At 62.5% G+C, this 23,377-nt stretch carries 16 protein-coding genes and 1 pseudogene; 9 read left to right on the top strand and 8 right to left on the bottom strand.

The window, feature by feature from the left end; translation table 11 throughout:
• Nucleotides 1-4: 4 nt before the first annotated feature.
• On the bottom strand, nt 5-2,335 hold the full coding sequence (locus MOP87_RS14985; RefSeq protein ID WP_110607556.1) for an FdhF/YdeP family oxidoreductase: 2,331 nt from the start codon (nt 2,333-2,335) through the stop codon (nt 5-7).
• A gap of 227 nt (nt 2,336-2,562) precedes the next feature.
• On the opposite strand from MOP87_RS14985, the gene moaA reads away from it, so the two are divergent.
• On the top strand, nt 2,563-3,567 hold the full coding sequence (gene moaA / locus MOP87_RS14990) for a GTP 3',8-cyclase MoaA (protein ID WP_027915811.1): 1,005 nt from the start codon (nt 2,563-2,565) through the stop codon (nt 3,565-3,567).
• A 20-nt stretch (nt 3,568-3,587) separates the two neighbouring features.
• Nucleotides 3,588-4,487, top strand: a complete 900-nt coding sequence (locus MOP87_RS14995) for a bestrophin family protein (protein WP_027915810.1) — start codon at nt 3,588-3,590, stop codon at nt 4,485-4,487.
• A 74-nt stretch (nt 4,488-4,561) separates the two neighbouring features.
• Here MOP87_RS14995 and MOP87_RS15000 read toward each other — a convergent pair whose 3' ends face one another.
• Both MOP87_RS15000 and MOP87_RS15005 read right to left on the bottom strand, forming a co-directional pair.
• Nucleotides 4,562-5,161: an FMN-dependent NADH-azoreductase gene (locus MOP87_RS15000; protein ID WP_027915809.1), complete on the bottom strand. Its 600-nt coding sequence runs from the start codon at nt 5,159-5,161 to the stop codon at nt 4,562-4,564.
• Between the two features lie 103 nt (nt 5,162-5,264).
• The gene (locus tag MOP87_RS15005) at nt 5,265-5,579 is read right to left on the bottom strand and encodes a hypothetical protein (protein ID WP_027915808.1); all 315 of its coding nucleotides are present in this window, start codon (nt 5,577-5,579) and stop codon (nt 5,265-5,267) included.
• Between the two features lie 48 nt (nt 5,580-5,627).
• On the opposite strand from MOP87_RS15005, the gene MOP87_RS15010 reads away from it, so the two are divergent.
• The 5 genes and pseudogenes from MOP87_RS15010 to MOP87_RS15030 form a co-directional block, all read left to right on the top strand.
• A complete protein-coding gene (locus MOP87_RS15010) occupies nt 5,628-6,551 on the top strand; it encodes a LysR family transcriptional regulator (RefSeq protein WP_027915807.1) in 924 nt (307 codons plus the stop codon).
• Nucleotides 6,552-6,788: 237 nt separating this feature from the next.
• Entirely contained in the window at nt 6,789-7,346 is a 558-nt protein-coding gene (locus MOP87_RS15015) for a peptidylprolyl isomerase (RefSeq protein ID WP_128610270.1), read from the top strand.
• A gap of 61 nt (nt 7,347-7,407) precedes the next feature.
• Nucleotides 7,408-9,240 (top strand): ABC transporter ATP-binding protein, encoded by a 1,833-nt coding sequence (locus tag MOP87_RS15020; protein WP_132579047.1) that lies wholly within the window; start codon nt 7,408-7,410, stop codon nt 9,238-9,240.
• Nucleotides 9,241-10,065: 825 nt separating this feature from the next.
• A complete protein-coding gene (locus MOP87_RS15025; protein WP_242809756.1) occupies nt 10,066-11,013 on the top strand; it encodes an IS110 family transposase in 948 nt (315 codons plus the stop codon).
• A 361-nt stretch (nt 11,014-11,374) separates the two neighbouring features.
• Nucleotides 11,375-11,827 (top strand): annotated as a pseudogene (locus MOP87_RS15030) (transposase); the annotation flags it as partial.
• Here MOP87_RS15030 and MOP87_RS15035 read toward each other — a convergent pair.
• Nucleotides 11,826-12,962 (bottom strand): GNAT family N-acetyltransferase, encoded by a 1,137-nt coding sequence (locus tag MOP87_RS15035; RefSeq protein WP_128611094.1) that lies wholly within the window; start codon nt 12,960-12,962, stop codon nt 11,826-11,828. The pseudogene MOP87_RS15030 and the gene MOP87_RS15035 overlap by 2 nt on opposite strands.
• 247 nt (nt 12,963-13,209) lie before the next feature.
• Between MOP87_RS15035 and MOP87_RS15040 the strand changes: the two genes are divergently transcribed.
• Nucleotides 13,210-14,457 carry a putative porin gene (locus MOP87_RS15040; RefSeq protein ID WP_196136828.1) on the top strand — a complete coding sequence of 416 codons (1,248 nt, stop codon included), beginning with the start codon at nt 13,210-13,212 and terminating at the stop codon, nt 14,455-14,457.
• Nucleotides 14,458-14,532: 75 nt separating this feature from the next.
• Here the strand turns inward: MOP87_RS15040 and MOP87_RS15045 are convergent, their stop codons facing one another.
• The 3 genes from MOP87_RS15045 to MOP87_RS15055 form a co-directional block, all read right to left on the bottom strand.
• A complete protein-coding gene (locus MOP87_RS15045) occupies nt 14,533-15,654 on the bottom strand; it encodes a beta-ketoacyl-ACP synthase III (RefSeq protein WP_059183708.1) in 1,122 nt (373 codons plus the stop codon).
• A 231-nt stretch (nt 15,655-15,885) separates the two neighbouring features.
• The gene (hrpA, locus tag MOP87_RS15050) at nt 15,886-19,791 is read right to left on the bottom strand and encodes an ATP-dependent RNA helicase HrpA (RefSeq protein ID WP_027915801.1); all 3,906 of its coding nucleotides are present in this window, start codon (nt 19,789-19,791) and stop codon (nt 15,886-15,888) included.
• Nucleotides 19,792-20,185: 394 nt separating this feature from the next.
• The gene (locus MOP87_RS15055; RefSeq protein ID WP_027915800.1) at nt 20,186-21,046 is read right to left on the bottom strand and encodes a glycine betaine ABC transporter substrate-binding protein; all 861 of its coding nucleotides are present in this window, start codon (nt 21,044-21,046) and stop codon (nt 20,186-20,188) included.
• Nucleotides 21,047-21,242: 196 nt separating this feature from the next.
• On the opposite strand from MOP87_RS15055, the gene MOP87_RS15060 reads away from it, so the two are divergent.
• On the top strand, nt 21,243-22,808 hold the full coding sequence (locus MOP87_RS15060) for a beta-1,6-glucan synthase (protein ID WP_028686846.1): 1,566 nt from the start codon (nt 21,243-21,245) through the stop codon (nt 22,806-22,808).
• A 47-nt stretch (nt 22,809-22,855) separates the two neighbouring features.
• On the opposite strand, the gene MOP87_RS15065 is transcribed toward MOP87_RS15060, so the two are convergent.
• Nucleotides 22,856-23,209 (bottom strand): hypothetical protein, encoded by a 354-nt coding sequence (locus MOP87_RS15065; RefSeq protein ID WP_027915798.1) that lies wholly within the window; start codon nt 23,207-23,209, stop codon nt 22,856-22,858.
• Nucleotides 23,210-23,377: the final 168 nt, after the last annotated feature.

Here is a 23,377-nt window from a genome sequence, read left to right on the forward strand (position 1 = left end):
AGACTCAGTCGGTCGCCAGTGCCGCTGCAATGCGATTATCCGCCTTGGCCTTCTCGACCTTGATCGCCACGAACTTGGAGGTCGGGGTATAGGTCCCTTCACCATAACTCTCCAGCGGCACCAGGGGGTTGGTTTCCGGGTAATAGGCGGCAGCCTGCCCCGGCGGTACGTCATAGGCCACCAGACGAAAACCCGACACCCGACGCTCGACGCCGTCGTCCCACAACGACACCAGATCGACGCGCTCACCCGGCTCGAACCCCATGCGCCGAATGTCGGCCTCGTTGACGAACACCACTTCGCGCAGCCCGAACACACCACGGTAACGGTCATCCAGACCGTAGAGGGTGGTGTTGTACTGGTCGTGGGAGCGCAAGGTCTGCAAGATCAAGTCTGGCTTGTCGCCACGCGCCAGCACCTGGGCGTTGACCAGTTCTGCGGGGAGCGCATTGGGGCTGAATTGTGCCTTGCCGGTGGCGGTGCGCCAGATACGGTCGGCGGCGTGGTTGCCCAGGTGAAAGCCCCCAGGTTGCTGCAGGCGTTCGTTGAAGTTTTCGAAGCCTGGAATCACATCGGCAATCAGGCTACGGATATGGGCGTAATCGGCGACTGCGTGTTCCCAGTCGATGGGGTGCTTGCCCAAGGTGGCCTGGGCCATGCCGGCAATGATCCAGGGCTCGGAGCGCATGTGGGGCGAACGTGGCCGCAACTGGCCGTGGGAGATGTGCACCATGCTGAAGGTGTCTTCGACCGTCACGCCTTGCGGGCCGCTGGCCTGCAGGTCGATTTCGGTGCGGCCCAGGCAGGGCAGGATCAACGCATCGCCACCGGTCACCAGATGCGAGCGGTTGAGCTTGGTGGAAATCTGCACGGTCAGCGCGCAGTTGCGCAGGGCGGCATGGGTGCGCGCGGTGTCAGGGGTGGCCTGGGCAAAATTACCCCCAAGGCCGATGAACACCTTCGCCCGGCCTTCTTCCATGGCCTTGATCGCCAGTACGGCATTGTGCCCGTGGGTGCGCGGCACCTGAAACTCAAAACGAGCTTGCAAGGCATCGAGCAAGGCGGCCTTGGGCTTCTCGTCGATGCCCATGGTCCGATCACCCTGCACGTTGCTGTGGCCGCGCACTGGCGAAAGCCCTGCGCCGGGTTTGCCGACATTGCCACGCAGCAATTGCAGGTTGACGATTTCCTGCACGATGGCCACCGAATGACGATGCTGGGTAACGCCCATGGCCCAGCACATGATCACGCGTTCGGCCTTGCGGTACATGCGCGCGGCCTGCTCGATCTCGGCCTGGGTCAGCCCGGACTGCGCCACGAGGGCAGGCCAGGGTGTAGCATCCAAGGTCTGCAGGTAGGCCTCGATGCCGCTGGTGTGCTCGGCAATGAAAGCATGGTCGAACACCGCCGGTTCACCCTTGGCCTTGGCTTCGCGCTCCCATTGCAGCAGGTACTTGGCAATGCCGCGCATCACCGCCATGTCTCCGCCCAGTGCCGGGCGGAAGTAGGCGGTATTGGTAGGCTCGGAGCCATTGCTGAGCATTTCCAGCGGGTGCTGCGGGTGCTGGAAGCGCTCCAGACCCCGCTCCTTGAGCGGGTTGAAGCACACCACCTGGGCACCGCGCTTCACGGCTTCGCGCAGCGGTTCGAGCATGCGCGGGTGGTTGGTGCCAGGGTTCTGGCCAATGACGAAGATGGCGTCTGCCAGTTCCAGGTCGTGAAAGACCACGGTGCCCTTGCCCACGCCCAAGGTCTGCGCCATGCCGACGCCGCTGGCCTCGTGGCACATGTTCGAGCAATCCGGGAAGTTGTTGGTCCCGTAGGCGCGCACGAACAACTGATAAAGAAAGGCTGCTTCGTTGCTGGCCCGGCCCGAGGTATAGAACTCGGCCTGATCGGGTGATTCCAGGGCGTGCAGGTGCTTGGCGATCAGCGCGAAGGCCTCTGCCCAGCTCGTTTCGACATAGTGGTCGGTGGCTGCATCGTAGCGCATGGGATGGGTCAGGCGACCCTGGTACTCCAGCCAGTAATCGGTCTGATCGGCCAGGGCGCTGACGCTGTAGCGGGCAAAGAAGGCCGGATCGACCGAGCGCCCAGTGGCCTCCCAGTTCACGGCCTTGGCACCGTTCTCGCAAAACTTTACCGTGTCGTTTTCCGGCGACTCGCCCCAGGCGCAACCAGGGCAGTCGAAGCCGCCATTCTGGTTGGTCTTGAGCATGGCTCGCAAATTCTTGAAGGCGTTGTCACTGCCCAGCCAGCTTTTGGTCACGCTCTTGAGCGCGCCCCAGCCGGCAGCGGCGCCTTTGTAGTCGCGGATGTGTGGATCCTGGCTCATGGGTGAAGTCCTCGCCCTGCTATGGCTTTTGTCCAGCCTATGAAGCCTGGCGTAGAGCCGTCCAATCGAAAGATCCTACGAGGTGATAAGCGCCTTCGATGACCCCCGTAAACGCGGGGGCTGAACTGTGATAGAGAGCATTTATCGGTCGGTCGGCCAAAGCCATTTGACGGCCCGCCCCACCAGGCGCTAGCTTGGAGGCCAACCTCCCTGATTCGAGCGCGTACGTGGAACAGAGCAGCCGGGCACTGATCGACGGCTTCAACCGGAAAATCGACTACCTGCGGATGTCGGTCACAGACCGCTGCGACTTCCGTTGCGTGTACTGCATGGCCGAGGACATGCAGTTTCTGCCCCGCCAGCAGATCCTGAGCCTTGAAGAACTGTTCCAGGTAGCCGAGCGTTTCGTGGCGCTGGGCACCCGCAAGATTCGTCTGACCGGGGGCGAGCCGCTGGTACGCCAAGGCATCGTCGACCTGTGCGGGCGCATCGCTGCCCTGCCGGGGCTGCGCGAGCTGTGCCTGACCAGCAACGGCTCGCAGCTGGGGCGCCTGGCGCAACCGCTCTTCGATGCGGGGGTGACGCGGCTGAACATCAGCCTCGACAGCCTGGATGCCGACCGGTTCAAGCAACTGACCCGCACCGGCGACCTGCACCAGGTGATCGCCGGCATCGATGCTGCACGTAAAGCCGGCTTTCGCCGGACCAAACTCAACTGCGTGGTACTCAAAGGGCGCAATGACGACGAACTCGTCGACCTGGTGCGCTTTGCGATCGATCGCGAACTGGACATCACCTTCATCGAGGAGATGCCGCTGGGACAGATCAGCGAGCACGCCCGTGAAGAGTCGTTTTTCTCAAGCGATGAGGTACGCGCGACGCTGGCCGAGCAGTTCAGCCTGGTGGAGTCGACCGAATCTTCGCAGGGCCCCGCGCGGTACTGGCGCCTGGCCGATGCCCCGCAAACCCGGGTGGGGTTCATTTCGCCCCACAGCCACAATTTCTGCGCCACCTGCAACCGCGTACGTCTCACCGTAGAGGGGCGCTTGTTGTTGTGCCTGGGCAATGAGCACTCGGTCGACCTCAAGCACGTGCTGCGTGCCCACCCCGGCAACGCTGAACGGCTGGAAAAAGCCATTCGTGACTCGTTGCACCTCAAGCCGTATCGCCATCACTTCGAGGTGGGCGGCGACGTTCAAATCCTGCGCTTCATGAACATGACCGGCGGCTGACCCGCCGTCTCTGGATTGCCATGATCGTTCATCCCACCCAGGGTGTGCTGCGAGTGCTGTTCACCCTCAAAGGGTCGATCATCAAACAGATCGCCCTGCGCTGCCTGATGGTCACACTGCTGGCGGCGGTCATCGTCCTGGTCGAACGGCATTACCCAGCGTTCTTCTATCCGGTCAGCGCTACGCCGTTCACCTTGCTCGGCTTGTCGCTGTCGATTTTCATGAGCTTTCGCAACAACGCGTGTTACGACCGTTGGTGGGAGGGCCGCAAGGCCTGGGGCAAGTTGATCGTCGAGATTCGGTCGTTCACTCGCGAAAGCGTGGTGATCGCCGATGCCGCGCTACGCGCCGAGATGCTGCGCAGCCTGTGCGGGTTCGCACAGGCGCTCAATGCCAGGCTGCGAGACGAAGACGACCTGGCTGCCGCGCGGCCCTGGCTGGGGAATGCCGAGGCGGTCAGCCCTCACAACGTGTGTAACGGCATCCTCCTGCAACTGGGCGAGCAGTGTTCGCGGCTGACCGAGCAGCAGGGCTTGTCCGAGTGGCGCTACAACCTCCTGGCGCAGCGGTTGGCGGGCCTTGGGGAGGTTCAGGCCACCTGCGAGCGGATCAAGGGCACGCCGTTGCCCTTCCCCTATACCTTGCTGCTGCACCGCACCATCTACATCTTCTGCCTGTTGCTGCCGTTCGCCCTGGCCGAACCGCTAGGCTGGCTGGCACCGCTGTTCACGACCATCGTGGGGTACACCTTCTTTGGGCTCGATGCCATTGGCAACGAGTTGGAAGACCCGTTCGGCCGCGACGAGAACGACCTGCCTACCGATGCCATGGTGCGAACGGTGGAGCGTGATGTATTGGCCGCACTGGGGCAGACGCCGCTGCCGCCAGCGCTGTTGCCGGTGGGGTACGTATTGAGTTGAACGCGCTGCGAAGCTCGAATGAAGCGGTCACCCACAAGCGCTGATACAGGTGCCCGGGGTGAGATTCGCTGCAGTCAGGCTACCGAAGCCAGGCTTGCCCTGGCCTGGTTCAGGCCCTTTTCATGGAAATCCCCGCTCATGTTCAGGCCCTCGGCATGAATGAATGTCACGTCGTGAATGCCAATGAAGCCCAGCACCTGCCGCAGGTAAGGCTCCTGGTGGTCGCTGCCAGCCCCTGCATGGATGCCGCCGCGCGCTGTCAGTACGATGGCGCGCTTGCCATTCAACAGGCCCTGAGGGCCGGTGGGCGTGTACTTGAAGGTGATCCCGGCGCGCAGCACATGGTCCAGCCAGGCCTTGAGGGTGCTGGGTATGGTGAAGTTATACATGGGCGCCGCCAGCACCAGCACATCGGCTGCCAGCAATTCGTCGGTCAGCTGGTTGGAGCGCTCCAGGGCTTGGAGCTGTGTTGCACTGCGCTGGTCTTGCGGGTTCATCCAGCCGCCGAGCAGGTCGGCGTCCAGGTGCGGCACCGGGTTGGCCGCCACGTCACGCACGGTAATCTGGTCGGTCGGGTGAGCGGCACGCCACTGGGCGGTGAAGTCCCGGGTCAATTGGCGGGAAATCGAATCCTGCTGGCGTGCACTGCTTTCGACGATCAGAACGTGGGACATGACGGCCTCCATTGGGCTGGGATAAATGCGATGGAGGAAGGTTAGCGCTTGACCTATCGATGAAAAAGCGTAAATAGTCGGTACGATTTATCGATTAATTAGTTTATTCAGCCGCGCAGTTCACGGTGACGCGCAGCTTGATGATCTGACGGGTGAACTTGGCGGTGACGTCGGCGCGTTTGCCGGCCGGCACATTTATCCGGCGCACCCGTGGGGCTTCAGGACCGTTGCGAAAGGTCACCTTGCAGGCAGCGGGCACCTGGCCGTAGTTCTCCAAGGTAATGGCGCCCAGGTCATAGGCCGTGTCGTAGGCAGTGGCGTCGACCTTTACCCCGTCCATGTGTTTTTCCATGTCGATGGGATAGGCAAAAGCGGTCACCGGCAGGCATAGCAACAATGCCGCACAATAGTTCTTCATGGGCGTTCTCCTTGTGTAGAGCGCAGCTTAGGCCAACAGGAGCAGGACATGAAAGCGCCGCGCGTGACGCTGGATCAATGGCGGACCTTGCAAGCTGTAGTCGATCACGGCGGCTTTGCCCAAGCTGCCGAGGTGCTGCACCGATCGCAGTCATCGGTCAGTTATACCGTGGCGCGCATGCAGGAACAGCTGGGTGTGCCGTTGCTGCGCATCGACGGCCGCAAGGCGGTGCTGACCGAGGCAGGCAGTGTGCTGCTGCGCCGCTCGCGGCATCTGGTCAAGCAGGCCAGCCAATTGGAAGACCTGGCGCACCACATGGAACAGGGTTGGGAAGCCGAGGTGCGCCTTGTAGTCGATGCGGCCTACCCCAGCGCGCGCCTGGTACGTGCCCTGGCCGCCTTCATGCCGCAAAGCCGCGGCTGTCGCGTGCGCCTGCGCGAGGAGGTGCTGTCCGGGGTCGAGGAGGTGATGCTCGAAGGCATCGCCGACCTTGCCATCAGCAGCTACAGCATTGGCGGCTACCTGGGCGCGGAGTTGAGCGCGGTGGAGTTCGTGGCCGTGGCTCATCCAGACCACAGCCTGCACCGGCTGGGACGCGAGTTGACGTTCCAGGACCTTGAAAGCCAGTTGCAGGTGGTGATTCGAGATTCGGGCCGCGCTCAGCCACGCGATGTGGGCTGGCTTGGCGCCGAACAACGCTGGACGGTCGGCAGCCTGGGTACGGCTGCCACCTTCGTCAGCAGCGGGCTGGGCTTTGCGTGGTTGCCGCGGCATATGATCGAGCGCGAGCTGCGTGACGGTGTGCTCAAACCCCTGCCGCTGGACCAGGGCGGTAGCCGCCATCCGCTGTTCTATCTTTACGCGAGCAAGGAGAAGTCCTTGGGCCCGGCCACGCAGATCCTGATCGACCTGCTGCGCAACTTTGACACGGCGCCGTTGGATGTGCCCTTCGCAGCCCCGGCCCAGGCGTGAGGGTGATGGCCAGGGCCGGCTGCGAACGCCGGCACCGGCTGGCTGTCTGAGCGGGGTGCAACACCTCGCGATCAGCCCTGACACACGTTCAAACGCTGCGCCTGTGCTCGGCCCGCAACCAGCACTGGCAGACGTCGAAGATTCACGGCACGCTATTGCCCTTGTTCATTGCGATGTATCCACCGTACCGGCGGCCCTCGAAAGCCGCCGCCTCCACTTTGAAGGACCTTTGCGCCCATGCTGAAAAAACTGCTGCTTACCGCCTGTTCCGTCGCGTTCGCCACCAGCGTCATGGCTTCCGACAAGACACCGCACGTTGTGCTGGACACCAGCTTCGGCCAGGTGGAAATCGAGCTCAATGCCGAGAAGGCACCTGTCAGCACCAAGAACTTCCTGCAGTACGTGGACAGCGACTTCTACAACAACACCCTCTTCCACCGGGTAATTCCGGGCTTCATGGTGCAAGGCGGCGGTTTCACCGAACAGATGGTGCAAAAGGACACCAAGGACCCGATCCCCAACGAAGCCAGCAATGGCCTGCAAAACACCCGCGGCACCCTGGCCATGGCCCGCACCTCGAACCCGAACTCGGCCACCAGCCAGTTCTTCATCAACGTGGCCGACAACGATTTCCTCAACCCAGGCCGGGACGCAGGTTATGCCGTGTTCGGCAAGGTAACCAAGGGCATGGAAGTGGTCGACCAGATCGTCAATTCGCCCACCACCGTCAAGAAAGGTATGCGTGACGTGCCTGCCGACCCGGTGTTCATCAAGTCGGCTAAACGCATCGATTGATCACGGGTCTCACAGGGACGTGACCCGATTACCGGTCGGTTGAACAGGAGTTTCAACGCTGATGCTGTACCGTCGTTTCGAGCAACTGATCGACATCTTCCGCGAGGCCCCCAGTGAAGCGCCGCCCAGCGGCGTATGGGCGTTCTATATCTATTATCTGCGCCAGGTATGGCCGAGCTTTCTGGCCTTGCTGGTGGTTGGGCTGATCGCTTCGTTGATCGAAGTGGCCATGTTCAGCTTCCTGAGCCGCATCATCGACCTGGCCCAGGGCGCGCCCAACGCCCGTATTTTCAGCGAGCACAGCGGCGAGTTGATCTGGATGCTGGTGGTGGTGCTGTTGCTGCGTCCGTTGTTCTTCGGGTTGCATGACCTGCTGGTACACCAGGCCATCAACCCGGGCATGACCAGCATGATCCGCTGGCAGAACCACAGCTACGTGCTCAAACAGAGCCTGAACTTCTTCCAGAGCGACTTCGCCGGGCGCATCGCCCAGCGCATCATGCAGACCGGCAACTCGCTGCGCGACTCCGCGGTGCAGGCGGTGGATGCGTTATGGCATGTGCTGATCTATGCCATCACGTCGCTGGTGTTGTTTGCCGAGGCTGATTGGCGGTTGATGTTGCCCTTGGTGATCTGGATCGTGTGTTTCATTGCTGCCTTGGCGTATTTCGTGCCACGCGTCAAAGCGCGCTCGGTGGTGTCGTCCGAGGCCCGCTCCAAGTTGATGGGCCGCATCGTCGATGGCTATACCAACATTGCCACGCTCAAGCTCTTCGCCCATACCGATCACGAACAGCAGTACGCCCGCGAGGCCATCAGCGAGCAGACCGAGAAAACCCAGTTGGCTTCGCGGGTGATCACCAGCATGGACGTGGTCATCACAACGTTGAACGGCTTGCTGGTCGTCGGCACTACCGGGCTCGCCCTGTGGCTGTGGAGCCAGTCGCTGATCACCGTGGGGGCCATTGCCTTGGCGACGGGTTTGGTCATCCGCATCGTGAACATGTCGGGGTGGATCATGTGGGTGGTCAACGGCATTTTCGAGAACATTGGCATGGTGCAGGATGGCCTGCAGACCATCGCCCAGCCCGTCACCGTCACCGACCGCCCTGCTGCCCCGGCCTTGAAGGTCACCCAGGGCGCCGTGCGGTTCGAGAACGTGCGCTTTCATTATGGGGAGGCGAGGAATGTGATCGAGGGGCTGAACTTGGCGATCAGGCCCGGGGAAAAGATCGGGCTGATTGGGCCGTCGGGGGCCGGGAAATCGACCCTGGTGAATTTGCTGTTGCGTCTGTACGACGTGCAGGGTGGGCAGATTCTGATCGATGACCAGGACATTGCGCAGGTGAGCCAGGCAAGCCTGCGTGCGCAGATCGGCATGATTACCCAGGACACATCGTTGCTGCACCGTTCGATCCGCGAGAACCTGCTGTACGGCCGTCCGGATGCGACTGACGCCCAGTTGCAGGAAGCGGTGCGCCGCGCCCGCGCCGATGAGTTCATCCCTCACTTGTCGGACGCCCAGGGCCGTACCGGCCTAGATGCGCATGTGGGTGAGCGTGGGGTGAAATTGTCCGGCGGCCAGCGCCAGCGCATCGCGATTGCCCGGGTGCTGCTGAAGAACGCGCCGATTCTGATCATGGATGAGGCCACATCGGCGCTGGATTCGGAGGTGGAAGCGGCGATTCAGGAGAGCCTGGAAACGCTGATGCAGGGCAAGACCGTGATCGCCATCGCCCACCGGCTTTCCACCATTGCCCGCATGGACCGGCTGGTAGTGCTGGACAAAGGTCGCATCGTGGAAGTGGGCAGCCATGCGCAGTTGCTGGAGCAGCGGGGGTTGTATGCGCGGCTTTGGCAGCATCAGACAGGTGGGTTTGTGGGGGTTGATTAGGTGAGGCCTCGGCTTTGAGGTTTCAGGCTTGAGGAGAGAGATGAAACCTCGCGCCTGCTCAAAACCCGGGGCCGCTGCGCGGCCCATCGCGGCCGGTCCCACCCCTGATAGCGCTGGCCTTCGGGTGTCATGAAGGTGAGCAATTCTTCAAAGAGCAACTGCTTGCGCCGACTTGGAGGCTAGCAAACTTCCGGGTAGGAGCGGCCTTGCCGGGGCGCCGGACCGGCCGCGATAGGCCGCAAAGCGGCCCCACTCTGATAGTGCTGGCCTTCAGGTGTCATGTAGCTGAGCAACTCTTCAAAGAGCAACTGCCTGCGCCGACTTAGAAGCTAGCGAACTTCCGGGTGGGAGCGTCCCAAGTCAAAGGCTGTAAAACTGTCTCTCTCAAAAGCCGGGGCCGCTGCGCGGCCCATCGCGGCACGAGGCCGCTCCCACCCCTCATAGCGCTGGCCTTCAGGTGTCATGTAGCTGAGCAACTCTTCAAAGAGCAACTGCCTGCGCCGACTTAGAAGCTAGCGAACTTCCGGGTGGGAGCGTCCCAAGTCAAAGGCTGTAAAACTGTCTCTCTCAAAAGCCGGGGCCGCTGCGCGGCCCATCGCGACACGAGGCCGCTTGTGTCTTGATTAGAGATTAGAATCTGGAGTGAGAGCGGTGAATGGCAAGCTGAAGGCCGCAGGTGCCTTGAGCACGAGTGGGAGCACAAGCTGCCATTCACCGTTCCACTTTGGCGAGAGCCCGAACAGTTGGACGCGGCTCTGATCTCGAATCACAAGCGTGGGCCAAGCCAAAGTCCTCTCACAGTGTTGAGTTTAGGAGATTTAGGCGATGGTTTCCTACCTGGGTATCGATGTTTCTAGTCTTTCGCTTGATGCTGCGGTACGGCCTCAGGGCACCAGACTTCATGTAAGCAATGATCCGGCGGGATTCGAAGCGTTGCTCGATGGCCTTTGCGGTCTCAGCATAAAGCGTGTTCTGCTGGAGGCCACAGGTGACTATGAGCGTAATATCCTGAGGTTCTTGCAGGACGCGGGCTACAAGGTCATACGCGTCAATCCCAGGCGAGCCCGAGCGTTCGCAGAATCCATCGGAGTCAAAGCCAAGACCGACGCCATCGATGCCGAAGTACTGGCCCACTACGCTGAGGTCATTCCAGACCAGCCCACCCTGCGGATCAGCCCGGAGCGTGCGCTGTTGCGAGAATTGCTGCAGCAACGTGATCGGCTGGTTCAGCAGCGTGATGACGACCGCAGGCGCCTGAAACAGGCGCAGTTCAGCGCGGTGTCCGACTTTCTGAAAGCCAACCTTCAGCACTTCAAGTCGCAGATCAAGCTGATTGAGCAAGCGATCAGCCAGCAAACGGAAGCCCTGAAAGATGAACGGGTTACTCAGCTGGTCCAGGTCAAAGGCATTGGGCTGGTAACGGCGGGCAAGCTGATAACACTTCTGCCAGAACTGGGGCGTGTAGAGTCCAAAGAAATAGCCTCGTTGGTCGGGGTGGCGCCTTTTAACCACGACAGCGGAAAATCCGTGGGCAAACGCTCTATCTCGGGCGGGCGGTTTGAGGCCAGGCGATCGTTGTATATGTCATGCCTTGTGGCGATAAAGTACAACCCAGCACTCAAGGCTCGTTATGAGGCGCTGCGCGGACGCGGAAAAGTTGCCAAGGTCGCCCTCGTAGCCTGTATGCGGGTATTGATCGTACGGCTCAATGCCATGCTAAGGACGGGCAAGCCTTGGCTTGATCTGGTCTTGCCACAGCCTATGCGGACCTAGAGCAGGAAGCCGACGTAACTCATACAGGAGCGGGCTTGCCCATCAATCCAATACCGCGCTGGATGGCACGGGCTTCGCCCGTGGCCGCGCGACAAGCGCGCCCCCTGGGGGGGCGGGCTAGATTTTGAATAAATCGGGCAAGACAGTTGCTCCCACCCCTCATAGCGCTGGCCTTCGGGTGTCATATAGCTGAGCAACTCTTCAGCCTGCGCCGACTTAGAAGCTAGCGAACTTCCGGGTAGGAGCGGCCTTGCGCCGCGATGGGCCGCAAAGCGGCCCCAAGTCATAAGCTGTAAAACTGTCTCACTCTGCCCACTTCAATGGCCAGCTACCCTTGAAATGACTACGCAAGGGGGTAGCCATGATAGGCCGAGGTTCTCATCGCTTACGTCTGGGCAGGTTCTCCGAACCTGGGCGTTTATACCTGCTGACCACCGTCACCCGAAACCGTACCCCACTCTTCAAACACTTGTACTACGCCAGGGCCGTGATCCAGCAATTGCGACTCACCGCTACGCACCGTCAGTGTCAAAGCCTCGCCTGGGTACTGATGCCCGATCACCTGCACTGGCTAATCACGCTCGGCCACTGCAGCCTCGGCGAACTGATGCGTGAGTTCAAATCACGCAGCAGTTGCGCGCTTTACAGGCAAGGCGCCGAGCACCAGCGGATCTGGCAGCCTGGCTTCCATGACCGCGCCCTGCGCCGTGACGAACAAATGCGCAGCCTCGCTCGCTACATCATTGCCAACCCGATCCGCGCCGGCCTGGTAACGCGAGTGAGCGATTACCCACACTGGGACTGTGTCTGGCTCAATGCCCCTCATTCCGGCGATAAGGCAACATCTCCCGTGCCTGCGCAGCATACGCCATCACCCCTTCACGCTCCTGGAGCAGAAAATCGGCCACCGCCGTGCGCAACCCGGGATGCAGCAGGTAATGCCACGACCGGGTGATCACCGGCTCGAACCCGCGGATCAGCTTGTGCTCACCCTGGGCGCCAGCATCGAAACGTTGCAGCCCATGGGCAATGGCGAAGTCCATACCTTGGTAGAAGCACGTCTCGAAATGCAGGCGATCGAATTCGGCCAGGCAGCCCCAGTAACGGCCAAAGAAGCTGTCGCCACCTACCAGGCTCAGTGCCATTGCCACGTCTCGCCCGGCCTGGCGGGCCATTACCACGCGCAGGGCGTGGGGCATGCGCTCGGCCAGCAGGCTAAAGAACTCGCGGGTCAGGTAAGGCGCCCGGCCGCGCACGGCGTAGGTGTTGGCGTAGCACAGGTAGACGAAATCCCATTGGGCTTCGTCCAGTTCGTCACCCTGATACCAGCGAAAATCGATGCCCTGCCCCGCCACCTGCTCACGCTCCTTGCGCATCTGCTTGCGCTTGCGCGAACTGAGGGTGTCGAGAAAATCCTGGAAATCGCGATAGCCGCGGTTCTGCCAGTGAAACTGGCAACCCAGGCGCTCCATCCAGCCCGGCAGACGCGCCATCTGTACATCCAACGCAGGCTCGGTGAAGTTGATGTGGGCGCCGGACAGGGCGGCTTTGCTCAGGTACTCGGGCAAGGCTTGCAGTAACAAGTGCCCGGCTGCCGGATCGGCCGTCAGCAAGCGCGGGCCACTGACCGGGCTGAACGGCACGGCCCCCAGCCATTTGGGATAGTACGCGATGCCCGCCCGTTCGCAGGCGTCCGCCCAACCATGGTCGAACACGTACTCACCGTACGAATGCCACTTGCGGTAACCCGGCAGCAGCGCTTGCACCTTACCCTCATGCTCAAGCACCAGGTGTTCGGCCGCCCATCCGGTGGTGCGCGCGACACTGCCACTGTCTTCCATCGCACTGAGAAAGGCATGGCTGAGAAACGGCTGGCCCTCAGGGACCAAGGCGTCCCAGGTGGCGGCTGGCATATCACGTAAATGAGCAAGGCTATACAGACTGGTCACAGGGTCGGCTCGCGGCATCAAGGCCCCCAGTATCACCAAGCCGGGCGCCGGACTCAAATGACGATCGCCTGGCGGCCTTCACTTCACAACAGTGCCACTATTCCGACATTAATCTGTCACTCGCCCCCGCAATACTTGCGCCTGTTTTCCGGAACCACAGAACCTGTCTATTCAGGCCCTTTCGGAGACGTGCCAACACAGGGGCGGGCGCTCGGCGTCCCCCATCTTATTCAGTAGGGAGAACCGTATGCGTCTTGTTTCTACACTTACCGGAGCAAGCCTGACCGGCATGGTGCTGGCCATTAGCACCACTCCGGCCAGTGCGGCCGTTGACGCCAAGCTGCTCGAAATGCTCCGCGCCAATGGCTCGATCAATCAGGCGCAATACAGCGAGCTGCAGGCCGACCTGGCCCAGGAAACCAAGGAAAAGGCCGCTCAGAAAGCCCAGTCCGAGCGCATGAGTTCGTTCGAGCAGAAAGTAGCCTGGGCAGCGAAGACTCAGATCAAAGGCGACGTGCGCCTGCGTTATGAAGACGTCAACGTGGACAACCCGATTTCCCGCAGTGGCAACCAGGACCGGGAACGTGTGCGTGCCCGCGTCGGTTTCTACAGCGAAATCAACCCGCAAGTAGACGCCGGGGTACGGGTAGCCACCGGCAGCAGCGCCGATGCACGTTCGACCAACCAGAGCCTGGACAACTACTTCGAGAAGAAATCGCTGTGGGTCGACCTGGCCTACCTCGACTGGCACCCCACTGCCGTGCCGAACCTGCACCTGATCGGCGGCAAGATGATGCAGCCCTGGGTGAGCATGGGCGACATCATCTGGGACAGCGACATCAACCCTGAAGGCGTAGCCGCCACCTACAAGACCAACCTGGGCCCTGCCGAAGTGTTCGGCAGCATTGGCCACTACAACCTCAAGGACAACGTCGACGGCGACGGCGTGCAGTTCAAGCACGATGCACAGCTCTACGCCGCGCAGCTTGGGACCAAGTTCAACGCAGCCGATACCGTCAAGGTCACGGTGGGCGGCAGCGTGTACGGCTACGACAACGACAAGTCATCTGCGGCCCTGCGCTCGCTGGGCAACACCACCGACGAATTCAACCTGGTCGAAGGTTTTGGCCAGGTGGACTTCACCGGCTTCGCCATCCCGCTGTCGGCCTATGGCCAATTTGTGAAGAACACCGAGAGCACCGATGGTCAGGACAAGGCCTGGCTGGCGGGTCTGAAGAGCAAGATCGGGGCATGGAGCCTGGACTACAACTACCGCGACGTGCAGCGCAATGGCGTCGTGAGCCTGTTCACAGACTCGGACTTCGGCAACGGCTTCACCGGTTCGCGCGGCCACAAGTTCAAGGTTGGCTACGAGATCGACAAGAACTTCGCACTCGGTGCGGCCTACATGATGGCCAAAACCGACTACTCCAACCTGCCCAACAGCAACGCCGATGTGGATACGCTGCAGGTGGACCTGGAAGCCAAGTTCTAAGCATCGCCAAGCTGCAAACGGCCGCCCCCATCCGGCCGTTTGCGCGTTTATGCGGGCATCGCCCGCCTTGCCGGCTTAGCGTTTGCGCAAGATCACGCTGCCAATCGAATACCCCGCCCCGAACGAGCTGAGCACCCCCAACGCACCTTGCGGCAAGTCATCTTGATACAAGTGGAAGGCAATGACCGACCCTGCCGAACTGGTGTTGGCGTAGCGGTCCAGGATCACCGGTGCTTCCTGTTCACTCACTTCGCGCCCCAGCAGCTTCTTGACGATCAGGTGGTTCATGCTGAGGTTGGCCTGGTGCAGCCAGAAGCGCGCCACGTCGCTGGGCTGAAGGCCGTTTTCCTGCAAATGCTCGCCTACCAGCTCCGCCACTTTCGGGCACACCTCGCGGAACACCTTGCGGCCTTCCTGGATGAACAGCTTGTCTGCGGCGCCCTCGCCCTCCTCTGCTGCGCGGTTGAGGAAACCGAAGTTGTTGCGGATGTTGTTGGAAAACTCGGTCCACAGCTTGCTGCTGACCACGTCGAACTGGTGCACCGAAGTGGCTCGATCGGCGCGTTCGAGCAGCACCGCAGTCGCCGCATCGCCAAAGATGAAGTGGCTGTCACGGTCGCGGAAGTTAAGGTGGCCGGTGCACACTTCGGGGTTGACCATGAGCACGGCCCGCGCCTGCCCCAGCGCCACGCTGTTGGCGGCGGTCTGGATGCCGAAGGTGGCTGACGAACAGGCCACGTTCATGTCGAACGCAAACCCCTGGATGCCCAGCGCCTGCTGCACTTCGATGGCAATGGCCGGGTACGGGCGCTGCAAGTTGGAGCAGGCGACGATGACCCCGTCCACATCGGCCGCGCTGCGGCCAGCGCGCTCCAGCGCCTGACGTGCCGCTGCCACGGCCATTTCGCACAGCACGGAGGGTTCGTCGTTGGCGCGCTCTGGCAGGCGCGGTTTCATGCGCTGCGGGTCGAGGATGCCGGCCTTGTCCATGACGAAGCGGCTCTTGATACCGGAGGCCTTTTCGATGAACGCCGCATCGGACAGCGGTGCGGCTTCGACCTCGCCACGCTCGATGGCCTGGGCGTTGTCCTGGTTGAATTGCTGCGACCAGGTGTTGAAGGACGCTACCAGTTCTTCGTTGGAGATGCTCTGGGCCGGGGTGTACAGGCCGGTGCCGCTGATCACGACATTATGCACGGTCGTTCCTCTGTTCGTGGGCCATCGCCACCCGGCGCTGGCTGGAAATACACTGGATTAGTGGCACTTTAGTACTAACTTCACGACGAGGGCCAAGCCCTCGTTTGACAGTAGCCTGCCTCACTTAAGCCATCACCCCGCGAACGGTGAATGGACAAGCGAAGCAGGGCTGCCCGCACTGGGCCGTCAAGCGGCCTGACATTGTCTCAATAGTGCCACAACTGTGTGAGTTTAGCCTTCCACCAGGCTCCACTGCTTGCTCAATCGCTTGTCTGAAATCGGCACTTTTGTGCCCAACTGCTGGGCGAACAGCGACACGCGGTATTCTTCCAGCCACCAGCGGTACAGGGCCAGTTGCTCGTCGCGCTTGCCTTCCTGAGCATGTTTGTCGGCACGGGCCTTGTACTGCGCCCACAGATTGGCCAGTTCGCCACTCCATACCCGGTCCTTCTGCACCTGAGAACCCAACTTCTCCAGGCGCAGCTCGATGGCCCTGAGGTAGCGTGGCAGTTCCTTGAACCATACCGCCGGCGTTTCGCGCACAAAGCCGGGGTACACAAGGTTGCCCAACTGCTGCTTGATATCGTTCAGGGCCACGGCCTGGCTCAGGTCGATCTTGCCCTTGAAGCGTTTCTGCAACCCGTGCCACAGCTTCAGCACCTCGAGGGTTTGCCGCGCCAGGCGCTCGGCATGTTCGGCCCAGCTGCCCCGCTTGCGTTCGGCCAGCGCCGCCAGCGCGGCACCTTCACGGGGCAATACCGGCTCACCGTCGAGGATGCAACTGTCCAGGCTTGCCAGCAGAATGTCCTCGACCAGCGCGTCGACCCGGCCCATGTCGCGGTACAACAGCCCCAGTTCAGTCAGGCCAGGCAGTTTGCCACGCAGGAACTTGGCCGGCTCGGCCAGCTGTTGCAACAGCAGGCGCTGCAAGGCGCGGCGGTGCTGGAAGTCGGCCTCGGCCTGGGTCGAGAAGCGGCCTTCACGCACCGTGCCGTTATCCTCGACCAGTGCCGGGTAAACCGTCATCGACAGCCCTGCGATCTTTTGCTGCGCCGTGGGCTTCACTTCGCTGAAGGCCTTGGCCTGCACCGGCTGCTCGCTCTTGGCATCGCCTGGCACCGCCAGGGCTGCCTGGCTGGCAGCGGCGAACCGCGCCGTAAGCTCAGCCAGGTCACGCCCTTCACCCAGGAACTTGCCCTGCCCGTCGACCACCTCGATGTTCATGCGCAGGTGACCTTCAACCAGGCTGACCGACTCGTCCCAGGCGTCATCGGGCACGCGCGCACCGGTCATGCGCAGCAGTTCATGGCCCAAGGCCTGGGGCAACGCGCCTTGGCCAAACGTCATGCGGGCCAAGGCGGCCTTGACGAAGTCCGGCACCGGCACGAAGTTCTTGCGCAGGGCCTTGGGCAAGTTGCGAATCAGCGCCACGCACTTGGCCTCGAGCAGGCCGGGCACCAGCCACTCCAGGCGCTCGCCCGGCAGGCTCGGCAACAGGGGTGCCGGCACCCGCACGGTCACGCCGTCACGGGGGTGATTGGGCTCGAAGTGGTAGGTCAACGGCAAGCGCAGTTGGCCGACCTGCAAGCTGTCGGGGTACTGCGCGGCGGTCACCTCACTGGCCTCGCGCGCCAGCACGTCTTCCTCGCGCATAATCAGCAGGTTGGGATCTTTCTGGCTGCCCATGCGGTACCAGCTGTCGAAGGTGGCCGTCTGGTGGATCTCGGCCGGCAAACGCGCTTCGTAGAAGGCATAGAGCGTTTCTTCGTCGGCCAGAATATCGCGACGGCGGGCCTTGGCCTCGAGGGCGTCGAGCGTTTCGAGCAGGCGCTTGTTGGCCGCCAGGCACTTGGCCCGCGACTGGATCTCACCGCCCACCAGGGCTTCACGAATGAACAGCTCGCGGGAGGTGGCCGGGTCGATGGGGCCAAAGTGTACCGGCCTGCGGCCGACCAGGATCAACCCATACAGGGTGATCTGCTCATAGGCCACGACCTGTCCGCGCTTCTTCTCCCAATGGGGCTCGAAGTGGTTCTTCTTGATCAGATGGCCGGCCAGCGGCTCGATCCAGTCCGGCTCGATGCGCGCGACCACGCGGGCATAAAGCTTGGTGGTTTCCACCAGTTCGGCCGCCATGACCCACTGCGGACGCTTGCGCCCGATACCCGATGACGGGTGCACCCAGAACCTGCGCTGCCGCGCGCCTTGGTAGTCACCGTCTTCGGTCTTGTGGCCTATCTGGCTGAGCAGGCCGCTGAGTACGGCTTTGTGCAGCTTGGGGTAGTCGCACGGTTCCTTGTTGACCGTCAGTTGCAGCTCGCGGCAGATCAGCGCCAGCTGGCGATGGGCGTCGCGCCACTCGCGCAGGCGCAGGTAATTGAGGAACTGCTTGCGGCACCAGTTGCGCAAGGGGTTGGCCGTCAGCGCCTGGCGCTGCTCCTCGAAGCCCCGCCACAGGTTGACCAGTGCGGCGAAGTCCGAATCCACGTCCTTCCATTGTGCGTGGGCCTGGTCGGCGGCCTGCTGGCGCTCAGGGGGGCGTTCGCGTGGGTCCTGCACCGACAGGGCGCTGGTGACGATCAGCACTTCCTGCAGGCTGCCCAGGCGCGCGCCTTCGAGCAGCATACGGCCCAGGCGCGGGTCGATGGGCAGCCGCGCCAGCTGACGCCCGACCGGCGTCAGTTGGTTTTCACGGTTGACCGCCGAGAGCTCTTGCAGCAGGTTGAAACCGTCGCTGATCGCCTTGCCGTCTGGCGGCTCGATGAAGGGAAACGCGTCGATGGCGCCCAGGCGCAGGTGCAGCATCTGCAGGATGACGGCCGCCAGGTTGGTGCGCAGTATCTCGGGGTCGGTGAAAGCCGGCCGGCTGTTGAAGTCTTCTTCGCTGTACAGGCGCACGCAGATACCCGGCTCCACCCGTCCACAACGGCCCTTGCGCTGGTTGGCGCTGGCCTGGGACACGGCTTCGATGGGCAGGCGCTGCACCTTGGCGCGGTAGCTGTAGCGGCTGATGCGGGCCGTACCGGTATCGATCACATAACGGATGCCGGGCACCGTCAGCGATGTTTCGGCCACGTTGGTGGCCAGCACCACACGCCGCCCGGCATGGGGCTGGAAGATCCGTTGCTGCTCGGCTGGCGACAGGCGCGCGTACAGGGGCAGGATTTCGGTATGGCGCAGCTGCGCCTTGCGCAGAATCTCGGCGGCGTCGCGGATTTCGCGCTCACCGGGCAGGAAGATCAGCACATCCCCCGGGCCCTTGCCCTGGCCGCGCTCGTGCTGGGCCAGTTCGTCGAGGGTGGCGAGGATAGCCTGGTCGACGGTGAGGTCGTCCTCGATCGGGTTGCCCTCCTCGTCCTGTTCGCTGGTCAGCGGGCGGTACCAGGTTTCCACCGGGAAGGTACGGCCGGACACCTCGATGATGGGCGCGTTGTCGAAATGCTTGGAGAACCGCTCCAGGTCGATGGTGGCCGAGGTGATGATGAGCTTGAGTTCGGGCCGCCGGTGCAGGAGGGTTTTGAGGTAGCCGAGCAGGAAGTCGATGTTCAGGCTGCGTTCGTGGGCTTCGTCGACGATGATGGTGTCGTAGCGTTCCAGGAAGCGGTCGTGCTGGGTTTCGGCCAGCAGGATGCCGTCGGTCATGAGTTTGACCAGTGTGTTGGCATCGCTCTGGTCTTCGAAGCGCACCTGGTACCCCACCAGGCCGCCCAACGGCGTGCCCAACTCCTCGGCCACCCGGGCAGCGACACTGCGCGCGGCGATCCGGCGTGGCTGAGTGTGGGCGATCAGGCCATGGCTGCCACGGCCCAGTTCCAGGCAGATCTTGGGCAGCTGGGTGGTCTTGCCCGAGCCGGTTTCGCCAGCGATGACCAGCACCTGGTGTTCGGCCAGGGCCTTTTTTATCTCGTCGCGCTTGGCGGCGATGGGCAGGCTGTCGTCGTAGCGCACCAATGGCACGCTCTGCTGGCGGGCGGTGACCTGGGCGCAGGACGCCTGCACCCGCTCAGCCCACTGCGCCAGCTTCGCCTCGTCGGGGCGCTTGCGCAGTTCGTGCAACTGGCGCCGCAGGCGGTGGCGGTCGGCGATCATGGCGTGGTCGAGGTTTTGCAGCAGTTTGTCGATGGCGTGGTCAGTCATTGGGCTTTTCGGTGATGCAGGTGGGCCTGCGGTGTGATCGGCATTCGAAAGAGGTGTGATTGTCGCAGATTTGGTTAGTGCGTGCTGGGGGTGCTTGAGCGGTTGGGCTGGCGGGTCGGTGTGAGGGTTCAGTTTCTCTCGGCGGGGGGTGTAGCTGGGGGGTGCAGGGATGATGGACGGTGATGTGGGTGAGAGCAGGCGGTGTGCGAACTGGCTGAGGTCGCCTGGGCCGATTTGCGCCCATCGCGGCCGATCCGCGCCCCGCCAAGGCTGCTCCACGGAGCATTGGACAGCCTCGTAACGCAGCGCAATGGGGTCGTTCCCACGCCAACGAAACCGCTCGAACGCTTGAGGCTCGAACGGCTTCATTTCAGGGCATCAGCGCACAGGCGTTTTACTTGCCCGTCCAGTCCTTCACGCGCTCAGGGTGCTTGGCCACCCAGTCCTTGGCAGCCGCTTCGGGCTTGGCGCCTTCCTGGATAGCCAGCATCACCTCGCCGATCTCATCCTTGGACTGCCAGCTGAACTTCTTCAGGAACTCGGCCACTTCCGGGGCCTTGGTGGCCAGCTCCTTGCTGCCGATGCTATTGACGGTTTCAGCAGCGCCATACACGCCTTTGGGGTCCTCGAGGAACTTGAGTTTCCATTTGGCGAACATCCAGTGCGGTACCCATCCGGTCACGGCGATGGATTGCTGCTTGGCGTAGGCACGGCCCAGCTCGGCGGTCATTGCAGCACCGGAACTTGCCTGCAGCTTGTAGCCGGTCAGGTCGTAGTCCTTGATCGCCTGATCGGTCTTGATCATTACACCCGAGCCAGCATCGATGCCGACGATTTTCTGCTTGAACGAGGAATCGGTCTTCAGGTCAGCGATGCTCACCGCCTTGACGTACTCAGGCACGATCAGGCCAATCTTGGCATCCTTGAAGTTCGCGCCGTAGTCGACCACGTTGTCCTTGTTCTTGGTCCAGTACTCACCGTGGGTCACCGGCAGCCATGCCGACAGCATGGCATCGAGCTTACCGGTGGCCACGCCCTGCCACATGATGCCCGTGGCCACGGCTTGCAGCTTCACATCGTAGCCAAGCTTCTGCTTGATCACCTCGGCGGCCACGTTGGTGGTCGCCACACTGTCTGCCCACCCATCCACGTAACCAATGCTGACTTCTTTGGCCATGGCCTGTGCGCCGCTCAAGGCCAGTGCCAGGGCGGTACCTACGCCCAGGAAACGACGCATTTTTGTTGAAGTAGCCATCAAAGCATTCCCTCGTCAGGTCTCGGAGATTCCATCATCTGCCTGCAACCAAGCCAGACCTGATCCAAGTACGACGCCCAGGCGCTCATACGCGACAGCACTGTGCCATTAGCGGCAGCGGCATGAACCTGCCTGCGCGATCCTTGCATGCCAAAGGTTTGGCGCCGGGCTACTATTGACCCTTTTGCCCCCGATGATGGACCGCCCGATGCCCAGTTCCACCCGCCTGCTGACACTTCTGTACACCCTTGCTTGCCTGATCGGTCTGCTCGGGCTCGGCGTGCTCTGGCACGGGCTGGGCAGACCGGTGCACCTGCCCGACGCCGCCAATGCCACGCACAAGCTGCAGTGCGCATCCTATACCCCGTTCGACAAGGACCAGTCGCCCTACGATCAACCCATGCAACTGCGCCCGGCGCGCATGGATGCCGACTTGGCCCTGCTCGCTGAGCGATTCCAGTGCATCCGCACCTATTCGATGAGCGGTCTTGAGGCTATCCCAGCGCTGGCGCGCAAGCATGGACTGAAGGTGATGCTCGGGGCCTGGGTCAATGCTCACCCGGCCGACACCGACCGGGAAGTCGCGCTGCTGATCGCCGCCGCCAATGCCAACCCCGATGTGGTCAGCGCCGTCATCGTGGGTAACGAGACCTTGCTGCGCAAGGAAGTCACCGGCAAACGACTGGCCGAGTTGATCGCGCGGGTCAAGCGCCAGGTAAGCGTGCCGGTCACCTACGCCGATGTGTGGGAGTTCTGGTTGCAGCACCCCGAGATCGCGCCTGAAGTAGACTTTCTCACCATTCACTTGCTGCCGTATTGGGAAGACGAGCCACGGGGCATCGACGATGCGTTGGCCCATGTCGCCGACATACGCCGACAATTCGGCCAGCGCTTCGCGCCCAAGGACATCCTGATCGGTGAAACCGGCTGGCCCAGCGAAGGCAGGCAGCGTGAAACCGCCCTGCCCAGCCGGGTCAACGAAGCGCGCTTCATTCGCGGCTTCGTCGCCATGGCCGAGCACAACGGCTGGCGCTACAACCTGATCGAAGCCTTCGACCAGCCCTGGAAACGCGCCAACGAAGGTGCCGTGGGCGGGTATTGGGGCCTCTACGATGCCGACCGGCAGGACAAGGGCATCCTTGAAGGGCCCGTCAGCAACTTGCCCGACTGGCCCACATGGTGGCTGGCATGCGCGGCGCTGGCGGGGCTGATGCTGTGCATGGCCGGGCGGCCACGCACACGCCGTGGCGCGTGGGCCATGCCAATACTGGCCATGTTCGGTGCGGCGTGCCTGGGCCTGTGGGGCGAGCTGATGCGCAGCCACGCCCGTTTCGCCCCCGAATGGATGTGGGCAGGGCTGTTGGCGGGGTTGAACGTGCTGGTACTGGCCCGGGCACTGCTGCACCTGTCCCAGCCGCAAGGCGTGCGCGGGCGCTGGTCTGCCTGGCTGCAAAGGCGAGCTGGCGGGTTGCTGCTGCTGGCCGGCTTTGCTGCCGCCGTAAGCACGTTGGCGATGGTGTTCGACCCCCGCTACCGCAGTTTCCCCAGTGCCGCGCTGGCCTTGCCAGCCCTGGTGTTCGTCCTGTGGCCCGTGCCAGTGCGGCGACGGGAGGCCACCTTTCTGGCAAGTATCATCGGGCTTGGCATACTGCCCCAGCTACTCATCGAGGGGATGAACAGCGGGCAGGCGTGGCGCTGGGCAGCAGTGAGCGCGCTGATGACCGCCGCCCTGTGGCGCAGCCAGAGACTCGGCCGCGCCTGATACCTCTATTTGTCAGCGTCACGGAGCGCCCCCTGGCGGGCGCACGTTTACCTGACCAGGCGCAACCCGGCCAGGACCAATGCGAATACGGCGATGCTCGCGGTATACAGCACCAATGCTGGCACTGCGAACAGCAGGGCAATGCCGGCCAGCCATGTACCGGTCCGCCCCTGTAGCAGCCAGCCAAGCGCTGCCAGGGCCAGCCCGGTCCAGGCCAGGACCTGGTGGTGAATGCCCAACCCCAGCACTGCCCGCATCTTGCACTGCCAATAGGCGGCTGGCTCCGTGCACAACCCCACCCACTGGCCGTCCTCCATCAGTCCATAGCGCACGCCATAGCTGGCAGCGAGCCAGAGCCCGACGAACATCAGCAGTAGTGCGCCAGGCAGCCTGCGACTCATTGACTTTTCCCACTTGATTGATCAAAAAATCAATGATCGCTTACATCACGGTCTAAGGCAAAATACCTGCCTGCAACACGGTTCAGATAACTGGCACACCAAAGGCCATCACGCCCGGCAACTTTGCCACGGCCCATGTGGTCTTAGCTTGCACACGCGCCACCTTGC

Source organism: Pseudomonas sp. I3-I5 (assembly GCF_022699445.1).
Lineage (GTDB): Bacteria > Pseudomonadota > Gammaproteobacteria > Pseudomonadales > Pseudomonadaceae > Aquipseudomonas > Aquipseudomonas fulva.